The following is a 12889-nucleotide window of genomic DNA, read 5'->3' on the forward strand; positions in this document are numbered from 1 at the left end:
AAAGCAAACAGCCCAGTGGGCTGTTTGCAGGTGAGGTGCGAACGACAGTGAGCCAACAATCAGCAGCCGTCAGGCTGTCCGTAATTACAGGACGCTGTCGCCGCAGATGACTGAGGGGAGTACGAGCAAAGATTATGCTCGTGCTCCCCTCGTTTTTTTTTGCCGATGACGGAAGAAGCTCAGTGCTCTCCGTAATGAGTTCGGCAGACGGCTATTTCCAGGTTTTGAACATCGTTACCCGTAATGCGGTATACGATGCGGTTCTTTTCATCAATACGACGTGACCAGTATCCCTGACATTGCCGCCATGGAATACGAACAACTTGAATCCACCGGTATGTAGCCCAACGCTGATAGTCTGACAAGCAGTCTGATTTGTTTGCAATCCATGGTTTCAAGGAGCCTTCATGACTGAGAACAACGAACATCTGGCCCTGTGGGGTGGTCGCTTTACGTCTGGTCCGTCGCCGGAATTGGCCCGACTGTCCAAGTCCACGCAGTTCGACTGGCGCTTGGCCGACGACGACATCGCCGGTTCCCGCGCCCACGCCCGTGCTCTCGGCCGTGCGGGACTTCTGACCGCCGACGAGCTGCAGCGCATGGAGGATGCGCTCGACACGCTCCAGCGCCACGTTGACGATGGCTCCTTCGCCCCCATCGAAGACGATGAGGACGAGGCCACCGCCCTCGAACGCGGTCTGATTGACATTGCCGGTGATGAACTCGGCGGCAAGCTCAGGGCCGGCCGTTCCCGCAACGACCAGATCGCCTGCCTGATTCGCATGTGGTTGCGCCGTCACTCCCGCGTAATCGCCGGACTCCTGCTTGACCTCGTCAACGCCCTGATCGAGCAGAGCGAAAAGGCCGGCCGCACCGTGATGCCGGGCCGCACCCACATGCAGCACGCCCAGCCCGTGCTGCTCGCGCACCAGCTCATGGCCCACGCTTGGCCGCTGATTCGCGACGTGCAGCGACTGATCGACTGGGACAAGCGCATCAACGCCTCCCCGTACGGCTCCGGCGCACTGGCCGGCAACACGCTCGGCCTCGACCCGGAGGCCGTGGCGCGTGAGCTCGGCTTCTCCCGCGTGACCGACAACTCCATCGATGGCACCGCCGCACGTGATCTCGTGGCCGAATTCGCGTTCGTGGCCGCCATGACCGGCGTGGACATCTCCCGCCTGTCCGAGGAGATCATCATCTGGAACACCCAGGAGTTCGCCTTCGTCAAGCTCGACGACGGCTATTCCACCGGCTCCTCCATCATGCCGCAGAAGAAGAACCCGGATATCGCCGAGCTCGCCCGCGGCAAGTCCGGCCGACTCATCGGCGATCTGACCGGCCTGCTGGCCACCCTGAAGGGCCTGCCCACCGCCTACGCTCGCGATCTGCAGGAAGACAAGGAGGCCGTGTTCGACCAGGTCGATACGCTCGAAGTGCTGCTGCCCGCCTTCACCGGCATGGTCAGGACCATGCACTTCGACGGCGACCGCCTGGAAGAGGAAGCTCCGACCGGCTTCGCGCTGGCCACCGACATCGCCGAATGGCTCGTCAAGAACGGGGTGCCGTTCCGCCACGCGCACGAGCTCTCTGGTGCCTGCGTCAAGCTCGCCGAAGGCCGCGGCCAGGAACTGTGGGATCTGACCGACAATGACTTCATCGAGACCTTCGCCGCGTTCCTGCCGGCCGACAAGGCTCCGGGAGTACGCGAAGTGCTCTCCAGCCACGGTTCGGTCGACTCCCGCAACGGCAAGGGCGGCACCGCTTACGGTCGCGTGCGCGAGCAGATCGCCGACGCCAAGGCCGAGGTCGAAGAACTCAAGCTCTTCCCCGCATCCACGTCGGATGGCTCCGCCTACAAAGCCCCCGGCACGTTCTAGTCCCAATGAAGCTCCCTCTGATGAGGGAGCTCTATTTTGTTGTTGTCACTGCAACGGCATACACTGAGAAACCGTAACGAACGGGAGCCGTGAGGCTGAGAGGAAGTCGCCAGACTTCGACCGGGGAACTTGACGCGGGTCATGCCGCCGTAAGGAATCGTTGTCGCAGATTTGCCGGGTTCTCCGATACAGCTTTCATTCCGTTTGCATAATTCAGCCGTGAGACGGTCGTGATGGAGCCAATACATCACAGCGGTCGAACGGTCGCATGATTGGGTTCATGAATGGGCGCACCACTTAAGGTACGGTTCGTTTCGTGCACCCTTTTTTACTATCTGAAAGGATATTATGCAGGTCAACGGAGAGCAGGTCACGCTCGAGACGCCGGTCAGCGTCGCCGATTATCTCGAAGCGCACGGATTCCGCGCCGAGCGTGTGGCCATCGAACTCAATGGTGAGATTATCCCGCGCGATAAGCGTGCCGACGCCATGCTCGACGACCAGTGCGTCATGGAAATTGTGCAGTTTGTACAGGGTGGATGAAAGGAAAAGCTATGAGCAATATTAATCCGGTTACTGAAGCATCTGTTGAGGCGACTCCGCTGCCGCCGCAGCCCGCCGTCACCAATCCGGTCGGCACCGCCGCGCCGATTCTCCCGGTGGAAGACAAGCCGCTGAACCTGGGCGGTCACGAGTTCCAGTCGCGATTCATTCTGGGCTCCGGCCGCTACGACCTGAACCTCATCAAGGCTACGGTCGAACATGCAGGCACGCAAATCGTCACCATGGCACTGCGCCGCGCGCAGACCACCGAGAACAGCGTGCTCGACTACATTCCCGAAGGCATTACGCTGCTGCCCAACACCTCCGGTGCGCGCAACGCCGAGGAAGCCGTGCGTATCGCCCGACTGGCACGCGAAGTGTGCCACACCGACTTCGTCAAGGTCGAAATCGAACACGAGACCAAGTACCTCTTGCCGGACAACGCCGAAACCATCCGAGCCACCGAAATGCTGGCCAAGGAAGGCTTCGTGGTCATGCCCTACATGTTCCCGGACCCGATTGCGGCCCGTCAGCTGGAGGAGGCCGGTGCCGCTGCCGTTATGCCGCTCGGTTCGTTGATCGGCTCCAATATGGGCCTGCGCATGCGTGACTTCATCGAAATCATCATCGCCAACGCGCATGTGCCGGTCATCATCGACGCTGGTATCGGCCGTCCGAGCCAGGCCTGCGATGCGATGGAGATGGGTGCGGATGCGGTGATGGCGTACACGGCCGTTGCCTCTGCTGGCAATATCCCGCTGATGGCTGAGGCGTTCAAGCACGCCATCGATGCTGGTCGTGCGGCGTATTTGTCTGGCCTTGGCAAAGTGACCGAGGGACAGGCTGTGCCGTCCAGCCCGACTACGGGGTATTTGCACTGACACTTTTATTAGCTCCCCTCTCTGAGGGGAGCTGGCCGCGTAGCGGACTGAGGGGAGATGGAAACATGGAGAAAACATGGCATTGACTGATGAACAGGTGGAGCGGTACGCGCGCCATCTGATTTTGAAGGGTGTGGGGGTCAAAGGGCAAAAGCGGTTGCTGGCCTCCAGCGTGCTCATCATCGGAGCGGGCGGTCTTGGTTCTCCGGCCGCCCTGTATCTGGCGGCGGCCGGCGTCGGCCATATCGGACTGGTGGACGGCGATGTGGTGGATATGAGCAATCTGCAACGCCAAATCATCCATACCACTGCACGTGTCGGAGCGCCCAAAGTGGAATCCGCGGCCACAGCCATCCGCGCGCTCAACCCGGATGTGACGGTTGATACCTACTACGAGCTCGTCGACGCGAGCAACATCGCCGGCCTCATCGAACCGTACGATCTGGTGATCGATGCCACCGACAACTTCGCCGCAAAATTCCTCATCAATGACGCCTGCGTGCTGGCCGGCAAGCCGTATATCCATGCCGGCGTGGTCGGATTCGCCGGTCAGGTGATGACCGTCATTCCCGGCGAAGGCCCCTGCTACCGCTGCATCTTCCGCGACCTGCCCGCCGCCGGTGAGATTCCGACCTGCAAGGAAGCCGGCGTACTGGGCGCGGTGGTCGGCGTGATCGGCAGTCTGGAGGCGACTGAGGCCGTCAAGCTGATTGCCGGCGTGGGGGAGCCGCTCGTGGCTCGCATGCTCACTGTGGATGCCCTGACCATGAATATTCGACGGGTCCCACTGCCAAAGCATGTGCCGGATTGCCCGGTGTGCGGTGAGCAGCCGACCATTACTGCTATTGATCCGGCCAACTATATTCAGCCGGCCTGCGCGATTTAGAGCTATGTGGTGCCCCTCCTTGAGGGGTGCCAAGATCAGAACGAGAGGGGAAGAACATGCCTATTGCTTTGCATAATGCGGTCGATGACGATGAGAGCAGTGAAGCATCGTACCGCCGCATCACGCCGGCGGAATTTGCCAAGCTCGACCCGAATACGGTCACGCTGCTCGACTTGAGGGAACCAGCCGACTTCGCCGCCCACCCGGTCGAAGGTGCCATCAATGCACCACTCGACCCTCTGGCCCATGTGCTCAAAACCGTGCCCACAGATCGAACTGTCGTAGTCTATTGTGCTCAAGGATGGTGGAGCGAGGAAGTAGCTGAAATCCTTGCCGATCGCGGCTACGATGTAGCAAGCCTCGATGGCGGTTTTCAAGGTTATCTCGACTATCTTGAAACCCACCACGATTAACGGTTCCCGTTGTCGTTCTTTTGGATGAGTGTGCACGGACATATTTGTGCCCTACAATCGGTCACGGTATTACTCGATGGATTCTTGAATATCGCCGGGTAATCGTAATTCACAACAGGGGATTGCACTGAACCAACCCAAAACGGGAAGGACCGAAAATCGTGGGACATCTGCTCACCCGAACGCAGATTCAACGCCTGGTCGCCAAGCACGGCCGTGAGGTCATCGAGCATCGCCACATGCAGATCGAACGCTGCTGCTACCAGCACGGCAATGTCACCACGTTCGAACATTCCGTGCGTGTCGCCTGCCTGGCTGTGTGGATGGCCGACCGCGCACACCTGTGGTACCGCGTCGACCTCAAATCCCTGATTCGCGCGGCCCTCCTGCACGATTACTTCCTGTACGACTGGCACGACTGGGATAACGGCGAACACCAGTGGCATGGCTTCACCCATGGCCACGCCGCCCTGGTCAATGCCCTGAAGGACTTCAAGCTCAACGATATCGAACGCAACAGCATCGAGAACCACATGTTCCCGATGACCCCGGTGCCGCCGCGCTATATCGAAGGCTATCTGGTCACCTTGGCGGACAAATGCTCCGCCACCGCCGAGACCTTCTCGTTCGACCGGTTCAACAAGCGCGCGTTGCCCGCCGCGAAGCCTTACGCCGAGATCGAAGCCCGTCGATGATCATCACACTCGAACATTATTTCCTCTGGTTTCTGTTCTACAGTTTCGTCGGCTGGATGTACGAGTCCATTCTCGTCTCCTGCCAACAGCACCGCTTGGTCAACCGAGGGTTCCTCAACGGCCCGCTGTGCCCGATCTACGGCACCGGCGCGATACTCGGCGTCGCCATTCTCGGCAACGTACATAACCCGATCATCATCTTCCTGATTTCGATGGTGGGCGCCACGATACTCGAATACACAACCTCGTGGGTCATGGAGCAGCTGTTCCACGCCCGCTGGTGGGATTACTCGAACTTCCGCTTCAACCTCCAAGGCCGCGTCTGCCTGCTGGGCGCGTTGATTTTCGGCCTCGGCGGCGTGGGCGTGGTACTTGGTTCGCAGCCATATGTCGAGCGGGTCACGGATATGATTCCGCTGCCGATGCTGCATACGCTGGTCACGGTACTGGCCCTGATCACCATCATCGACTTGGCGGTCACGGTTGCGGGCATGCTCGAATTCGAGCGGGTGCTCGATTCCGTCTCTCAGGTGGTGCAGGATGTGGCGGCACGCGCCGGTGGCACGTGGCAGTGGGGCTCCAGTGCGGTATCCGACAGGATGCGTGAGCTTTCGCAGGATACGGTTGAGCGTCTGCGCTGGGCCGTCAATGGCGTCATCAACGCACAGCAGAAGCGTATGCTCAAGTCCTTCCCGAAGTTCCAGGTGCCGGATCGTCAGGACATCATCGACTCTTTGCGCGAACTTATGGGCCCGCGCCGCTAGAATAAGGCGTTTTACTGAATCGCGCGGCTCGGCTGGTGTTCGGCACTGTCGCCATGTTCTGCGAAACTTGACTGTGCCCAATTGGGCAGTCTTATTCACAATTCGATAGGGAGAAGCGACAAGCTATGGCTCACGTCACCGACTTCAAGGAAGCGGGTTTCAACACCCTGCTTGAGGAACTGGAATGGCGCGGGTTGATTTCCCAGTCCACGGACCGGGATCGACTCGCAGAAGCACTGAACGGCGAGCCCATCACCTATTATTGTGGCTTCGATCCCACCGCTGCATCGTTGCATATCGGCAACCTCGTGCAGCTCATCAACATGCGTCACCTGCAGCTTGCGGGCCATCATCCGATCGCTTTGGTCGGTGGCGCCACCGGACTCATCGGCGACCCGCGCCAGTCCGGCGAACGTACGCTTAACCCGAAGGACGTGGTGGCCGGCTGGGCCGATCGCCTGAAGAATCAGATCGGCGGCATTCTGGACACCGAAGGCGCGAACGCCGTACGTTTCGTGTCCAATTACGATTGGACCGCCTCGATGACCGTCATCGACTTCCTGCGTGACGTCGGCAAGAACTTCCGTCTGGGCACCATGCTCGCCAAGGACACGGTCGCCCGCCGCCTGAACTCTGAGGAAGGCATCTCCTTCACCGAGTTCAGCTACCAGGTGCTGCAGGGCAACGACTTCCTCCACCTGTTTGACGAATACCACTGCACGCTGGAACTCGGCGGCTCCGACCAGTGGGGCAACCTCACCTCCGGCCTGGACCTGATCCACAAGGTGCGCGGTGTGGACGTCAACGTGTTCACCAGCCCGATTATCACCGATGCTTCCGGCAAGAAGTTCGGCAAGTCCGAGGGCAACGCCGTCTGGCTCGACGCCACGATGCTCAGCCCGTACAAGTTCTACCAGTTCTGGATCAACCGCCCGGACGTGGAGATGGAAAGCCTGCTGAAGGCGTTCACCTTCCTGCCCAAGGCCGAAATCGAACGACTGGTCGAGGAATCCAAGACCAACCCCGGCAAGCGCGAGGCCCAGAAGACCCTTGCCTGGGAGGTCACCAGCTTCGTGCATGGCGAGGCCGCTACCCAGGCTGCCATCGATGCTTCCGGTGCGCTGTTCGGCCGCGGTGGCAACCTCGAAGACATCGACGAGGAAACGCTGGAATCCGTGCTCGACGGTTTCAAGGTGGTCGACGAGAACGGCGAGCACGTCTTCCCCGTCTCCAAGCCCGGCGATCGCGTAATCGACGCCGCCCAGGCTGCCGGACTGTTCAAGTCCGCTTCCGAGGCACGCCGCGCCATCAAGTCCGGTGGCGTGTATCTCAACAACAACCGTATCGAGGATGAGGAGCAGGTGCTGGCCGAAGCCGACTTCCTGGCAGGCCGCTTCGCGCTTATCCGTCGTGGCAAGAAGGCGCTCGGCGCCGTGGAAAACCGTTAATCAACAACGAATTAAGGAAAACAAGTAATGGCAGAAGGTAACGAGCGTTCCGGCAAGTCTTACGGCGGCGGCCATAAGGGGTATGGCGATCGCCGACCGGGCAACCGCGGCGGCAAGGGTTTCAAGCCGCGCGGCAAGGGCGGTTTCAAGCCGCGTCATGATGGTGAGGGTTTCAAGCCGCGTCGCCGTGAGGATGGCGAGGGCTACGCGCCGCGCCGTGACGGTGATGGCGAGGGCCACGGCGGCTACCGCAAGTCGTACGGCAAGTCCGGCGGCTTCCACAAGGGCGGCCGCTCCGGCTTCGGCGGCAAGGGCGGTTACCGCGGCAATGGTCCGCGCCGTGACGGCGAAGGCTTCAAGCCGCGCCGCGAAGGCGGCTACCGTTCCCACGAAGGCGAGAACGGCGAGAATCCGCGCTACCAGCACCGTGATAACGATCGTCGTGATTTCCGCCGCGATGGTGAGCGTCGCAGCTTCCGCCGCAACGACGACCGCCGAGATTTCCGTAGGGACGACCGTCGCGATGGGGACCGTCGTGACTTCCGTCGTGACAATGACCGTCGTGACTTCCGTCGCGATGACCGCAGGGATAACGATCGTCGTGATTTCCGCCGCGATGGTGAGCGTCGCAACTTCCGTCGCGACGACGATCGCCGTGATGGCGACCGCCGCAACTTCCGCAGGGACGACCGCCGCGATGATCGTCGTGACTTCCGCCGTGACGATCGCCGCGACAACAACCGTCGTGACGGCGAATTCCGCGAGTTTTCGCAGGAAGAGAAGCGCCAGTACCGTGAGGAGAAGCGCTCTGAATACATGAGGCGCCCGCGCCGTAACTCCGACGGCACGATGAGCTTCCCCTCGCAGAACCCGTACACCGACCGTCGTCCCGACGAGCCCAAGATGCCCAAGGGCATGGAATGGTCGATGCTGTCCAAGGATGAGCGCGAACGTCTGCGCGGCCTGTCCAAGGAGCACGCGGAGAACATTGGTCTGCACATCCTCGCCGCTTTCGCGCTGGAGGAGAGCGACCCCGAACTTGCCTTGGAGCACGCCAAGTGGGTGGCCCGTCAGGCCTCCCGCATCGACTTCGCCCGCGAGACGCTTGCGTTCGTGGCCTACCGTCAGGGCGACTACAAGCTGGCCCTGCGTGAGTTCCGCACCGCCTACCGTATGAACGGCTTCCTCGACTACCTGCCGTTCATCGCTGACTGCGAGCGTGGCGTCGGAGAGCCGAAGAAGGCCGTGGAACTGGCGCTGTCCGATGAGGGCAAGCAGCTGCATGGCGCTCCCAAGGTCGAGATGTTCCTGGTGTACGCCGGTGCCCTTGGCGATTTGGAGATGTGGGACAAGGCCATTGAAGTGGTTCACACCGTCGGCCGTTCCCAGGGGCTGCCGGGTGAGTACCGCATGCGTGCCGTGCAGGCCGAGCAGTACTTCCTTGAAGAGGCCGGCCGCAGCAAGGAAGCCGAGCAGCTCAACGACCTGCTGGACCGTCTTGAGGACCAGTATGCCGACGAGGAGATTGACGAAAACAGCGACGACGTGGTGATCGATCACGATCTCGAAGACATCACCGACGACTCCGACGTGCTCGAAAAGCTCGGCATCGATCCGGATGAGGCGCAGTACGCCCCGGATCCGGAGCAGGAATACGGCGATGAGGATGACGAGGCTGAAGACGGTGATGCCGAGTCTGATGAGGCCGACGAGACCGAGACCGATTCCGCCAATGACGCCGAGGCTGACGATTCCGCCGAATCCGCCGACTCCGACTCCACCGAACCCGAAACCGAAACCGAAACCGAGGAGTGAACGGCGTAATGACCCGTTTCCTCAAAGGCACCGATCGCCCGCTCGCCGAGGCCTATCAGCTTGCGCTGCTGGACCTCGACGGCGTGGTGTATCGCGGCAAGAATCCGGTCGAATACGCGGCCGATTCCATTCGTGCGGCCGAAGCCGCCGGCATGACCATCGAATACACCACGAACAACTCCTCGCGCTTCCAGCACGTGGTGGCCGACCAGCTCAAGGGCTTCGGCTTGGACGTGGAGCCGTGGCAGGTCATCACCTCTTCGGTGGTGGCCGCCCGTATGGTGGCCAAGGCGTTGCCCGCCGGCGCGCGCGTACAGGTATTGGGCGCCGAGCATTTGCGCGATGAGGTCACCCGCAACGGCCTGACCATCGTGGACGGTCCTCAGGACCGCCCGCAGGCCGTCATTCAGGGCTGGTATCCGGATATGACTTGGCAGATGATGGCCGATGCCGCGTTCGCGGTCGAGGCCGGAGCCACGTATTTCGTGACCAACCGCGACCTAACGATTCCTCGTGAACTGGGCATCGCCCCCGGTTGCGGATCGATGATTCGCGCCGTGATCACGGCCACCGGCGTCGAACCGGTCGCCTCCGCTGGCAAGCCGGAAGCGTACATGTACGATGAGGCCCGCGAACTGAACGCCGCCGAAGGCCACGATTTGGTGCCCAAGGAGGCGTCCATCGCCATTGGCGACCGCCTCGACACCGATATCGAGGCCGGTAACCGCGGCGACTACGATTCGCTGGCGGTGCTGACCGGTGTCACCAACCCGACCGAACTGATGCTGGCTCCGTCACACCTGAGGCCCACATTCATCGCCCCTGATCTGCGTGAACTCGGCGAAGCCCAACCGGAGCCGGTCCGCGATGAGAGCGGTACTTGGGAATGCCGCAAGGCTAGCGCTTGGTTTGAAAACGGCCAGGTACACGTCAGCGACCCCACCAGTATGGACGGCCTGCGCGCCGCCGTATGCGCCGCATGGGAAGCCGCCGACCAAGGCGCACAGCTTAGCGAGGCCACGGTACCGGTGTTCGCCATCGAGGCATAGTCCTATGCCTACGGATAGCGAACATGCGCCGGTCACCGAGCGATACCCCGAACTTGCGGATATCGATGAACAAGACAACGACCGCAAGCTTGAGACCTATCGCAACGTGCTGGAATCCTTACAACACGAGCTTGATAACAGCCGCAGCTAGCAGAGGTGATTCATTCTCCCGCCAGCGGAAGATGACGTGAAGTGCTGGATGGTGGCTCCATGCCGAGCCACCCCGTTGGTGGATGGTGGGCCGAAAGGAAGATATATGACCGAGCAGCATATCGATCCCGCGACTCCACTTGACCGACTTGACATGATGCTCGTGGCTTCGGGACTGGTCGAATCGCGGGCCAAAGCGCAGCGACTCATCAAGGCCGGGCATGTGCGCGTGGACGGCGAGACCATCACCAAGCCATCGTTCATGGTCAAAGCCGGGCACAGCGAACTCGCCGTGGATAAGGGCGACGACTACGTCTCCCGAGGCGCTTACAAACTCTTGGGCGCGTTCGAAACCTTTGCCGGCAATGGCCTTACCGGGCCGGAAGGCTTGGAATGTCTGGATATCGGTGCCTCCACCGGTGGCTTCACCGACGTACTGTTGCGCGGGGGAGCGGCCAAAGTCGTAGCGCTCGACGTTGGGCACGGCCAGCTCGACCCGCGCATCGCCAATGACGAGCACGTCATCGAAATGAGCGGCGTCAACATTCGCGAAGTAGAGGCCGACGACCTGCCTTACCGGCCGGCGATGATCGTTTCCGACGTCTCCTTTATTTCCCTGACCTATGTGATCCCGGTAATCGCGCGCATCGCGGCTCCCGGTGCGCAGATTGTGTTACTGGTCAAACCGCAGTTCGAGGTCGGCCGGGCAGGACTCGGCAAAAACGGCATCGTTGAAGATCCGGCATTGCGGGAGCGGGCATTACACGACGTGGTCGCCTGTGCTGAACAGCACGGACTTGACGTGGTGGCCACTGCCGATAGTCCCATCATCGGCACCCACGGTAATGAGGAATACCTGCTTTACGCTGTCTTGAGATGAATGCGTTGGCAGTCTCCGTTCACCAGCAGCACGCTGGAGGTACGGTCGATGCCTAGTGCGGTGGCACACGTGGCGCTTTCCACCGCACTGCCGTTGCGTAGCATGGCGGAGTCCGCCGTCAAAGTCCGGCATTGCAGATGGTTGGCTTCAACCGTGACGGCTGTGATATGGCGAACCGTGCTGCCATCCTCATACCCATCCATATCAAAACGGGAAAACATCGTACTGCGGAGTGGATGAACTTCCAGAGCCCTGCTGTTGACGTCATGACCCTTCAACACGCCGTTCAAGCGGACTGTCTGACCGCTAATATGACGGGTGCCTAGGGGGCCATTGACGGACAGATTTCCGGAACAAACGATATCGCCGTTGCATCGTAGTTTGCCGGTAAAGGTTATTTCATCGCAAATAATGTCGCCGCCGACTTCGATGTCGCCGCTGCCGCTGATGCTGGATACGCGAATATCACCATCACACCGCACAATGCCACTTTTGATGACCAGTTTGTCCCCTTCTATAACTGAGGCCTCGAGGGTGCTGGTCACAATCATGGTGTGAAAATGCGCGCCATCGGCAAGACGGGAACGTTGGTCCACTCCTATGGTGCCGTAGACTCCTTTGCCTATCAGCGTGCAATTCTGCGTATGCTTGCCCATGATGATAAAACTCCCCTTATTAATATGGACGTACAGCTTTATGGCTTATTGCCACAATAATGAGCGCATCCATGTTGAGGGGGTTATATCGGTCACGATGTGAGCAGATAGGGGGTATAGCGAGCGCAGTTAGGGGGTTAGCCTTGGATGAAGTGGTCGATCTGATCCTGCTTGCCCATGAGGATGAGTTCGTCGTTGCGATGCATGACCAGTTCCTTGGAGCCGTACTGGAACTCCTTGCCTGGGGCCTTGAGGCCCACCACGGTCACGCCGTACTTGTCATGTACTTGTACGTCCTCGATGCTGCGGCCTACCGCGTACAGGGGCGTGTGGACCTTGACGACGGTGTACGGCCCGTCGATTTCGATGTAATCCAGATAATTGCCGGCCACCAGATGGCCCACGCGCTTGCCGGCATCGGTCTCCGCGTTGATGATGTGGCGGGCGCCGATGCGCTGCAGAATGCGCGCATGCTCCTGGGACACGGACTTGGCCCACAGGTCGGAAACGCCGGCGTCCAGCAGGTTGCCGGTGATGATCACCGAAGCCTCGATGCTGTCGCCGATGGCCACGACGGCCGTGTCGAACTGGGAGGCGTCGATCTGCTCGATGGCCAGCACATCGGTTATGTCGGCCTGAATGGTGGGCAGATGCGCGGACCAACGGGCCACAAGCTCCGGGTTCTTATCCATGGCGAGCACATCCTGACCCATCTGGTCGAGGGTGGCGGCCACGGACCCGCCGAAACGGCCCAGGCCGATGACCAGCACGCTTTTGTTGCCGCTCGGTTTTGCTGCCATGATGATGGTCCTCTCTATACCGGATTTCT

General features: G+C 60.6%; 15 protein-coding genes and 1 riboswitch. Of the genes, 12 read left to right on the forward strand and 3 right to left on the reverse strand.

Going from position 1 to position 12889, the window contains the following annotated elements; genetic code table 11:
- Positions 1-179: 179 nt before the first annotated feature.
- A complete protein-coding gene (locus AB5287_RS03405; RefSeq protein ID WP_007056372.1) occupies positions 180-428 on the reverse strand; it encodes a type II toxin-antitoxin system YoeB family toxin in 249 nt (82 codons plus the stop codon).
- Here AB5287_RS03405 and argH point away from each other — a divergent pair.
- From argH to AB5287_RS03465, 12 genes are all read left to right on the forward strand, one after another.
- Entirely contained in the window at positions 408-1880 is a 1473-nt protein-coding gene (gene argH / locus AB5287_RS03410; protein WP_007051162.1) for an argininosuccinate lyase, read from the forward strand. The genes AB5287_RS03405 and argH overlap by 21 nt on opposite strands.
- A 70-nt stretch (positions 1881-1950) precedes the next feature.
- Positions 1951-2054, forward strand: a riboswitch (TPP riboswitch).
- Positions 2055-2228: 174 nt separating this feature from the next.
- On the forward strand, positions 2229-2423 hold the full coding sequence (thiS, locus tag AB5287_RS03415) for a sulfur carrier protein ThiS (RefSeq protein ID WP_007051161.1): 195 nt from the start codon (positions 2229-2231) through the stop codon (positions 2421-2423).
- A gap of 11 nt (positions 2424-2434) precedes the next feature.
- Positions 2435-3304 (forward strand): thiazole synthase, encoded by an 870-nt coding sequence (locus AB5287_RS03420; protein ID WP_003828815.1) that lies wholly within the window; start codon positions 2435-2437, stop codon positions 3302-3304.
- 76 nt (positions 3305-3380) lie between these two features.
- The gene (thiF, locus tag AB5287_RS03425; protein WP_007056327.1) at positions 3381-4190 is read left to right on the forward strand and encodes a thiazole biosynthesis adenylyltransferase ThiF; all 810 of its coding nucleotides are present in this window, start codon (positions 3381-3383) and stop codon (positions 4188-4190) included.
- 56 nt (positions 4191-4246) lie between these two features.
- On the forward strand, positions 4247-4603 hold the full coding sequence (locus AB5287_RS03430; protein ID WP_007051158.1) for a rhodanese-like domain-containing protein: 357 nt from the start codon (positions 4247-4249) through the stop codon (positions 4601-4603).
- A 161-nt stretch (positions 4604-4764) separates the two neighbouring features.
- Entirely contained in the window at positions 4765-5298 is a 534-nt protein-coding gene (locus tag AB5287_RS03435) for an HD domain-containing protein (RefSeq protein ID WP_007051157.1), read from the forward strand.
- Positions 5295-6062 carry a putative ABC transporter permease gene (locus AB5287_RS03440; RefSeq protein ID WP_007051156.1) on the forward strand — a complete coding sequence of 256 codons (768 nt, stop codon included), beginning with the start codon at positions 5295-5297 and terminating at the stop codon, positions 6060-6062. The genes AB5287_RS03435 and AB5287_RS03440 overlap by 4 nt, the downstream gene beginning before the upstream one ends.
- Before the next feature lie 125 nt (positions 6063-6187).
- Positions 6188-7510, forward strand: a complete 1323-nt coding sequence (gene tyrS / locus AB5287_RS03445) for a tyrosine--tRNA ligase (RefSeq protein WP_007051155.1) — start codon at positions 6188-6190, stop codon at positions 7508-7510.
- Between the two features lie 27 nt (positions 7511-7537).
- Positions 7538-9325 (forward strand): lipopolysaccharide assembly protein LapB, encoded by a 1788-nt coding sequence (locus AB5287_RS03450; RefSeq protein ID WP_011068271.1) that lies wholly within the window; start codon positions 7538-7540, stop codon positions 9323-9325.
- An 8-nt stretch (positions 9326-9333) separates the two neighbouring features.
- Positions 9334-10374, forward strand: a complete 1041-nt coding sequence (locus AB5287_RS03455) for an HAD-IIA family hydrolase (RefSeq protein WP_007053603.1) — start codon at positions 9334-9336, stop codon at positions 10372-10374.
- A gap of 4 nt (positions 10375-10378) precedes the next feature.
- Positions 10379-10525 carry a hypothetical protein gene (locus AB5287_RS03460; RefSeq protein ID WP_007051152.1) on the forward strand — a complete coding sequence of 49 codons (147 nt, stop codon included), beginning with the start codon at positions 10379-10381 and terminating at the stop codon, positions 10523-10525.
- A gap of 105 nt (positions 10526-10630) precedes the next feature.
- On the forward strand, positions 10631-11404 hold the full coding sequence (locus tag AB5287_RS03465) for a TlyA family RNA methyltransferase (protein WP_007051151.1): 774 nt from the start codon (positions 10631-10633) through the stop codon (positions 11402-11404).
- Here AB5287_RS03465 and AB5287_RS03470 read toward each other — a convergent pair.
- Both AB5287_RS03470 and AB5287_RS03475 read right to left on the reverse strand, forming a co-directional pair.
- The gene (locus tag AB5287_RS03470) at positions 11386-12060 is read right to left on the reverse strand and encodes a hypothetical protein (protein ID WP_368220653.1); all 675 of its coding nucleotides are present in this window, start codon (positions 12058-12060) and stop codon (positions 11386-11388) included. The genes AB5287_RS03465 and AB5287_RS03470 overlap by 19 nt on opposite strands.
- A gap of 137 nt (positions 12061-12197) precedes the next feature.
- Positions 12198-12860: a TrkA family potassium uptake protein gene (locus tag AB5287_RS03475; RefSeq protein ID WP_368220655.1), complete on the reverse strand. Its 663-nt coding sequence runs from the start codon at positions 12858-12860 to the stop codon at positions 12198-12200.
- Between the last annotated feature and the right edge of the window lie 29 nt (positions 12861-12889).

The organism is Bifidobacterium sp. RTP21102st3_E2_RTP21102_210122, from assembly GCF_040916945.1.
In the GTDB taxonomy this organism is placed as follows: Bacteria; Actinomycetota; Actinomycetes; order Actinomycetales; family Bifidobacteriaceae; genus Bifidobacterium; species Bifidobacterium longum.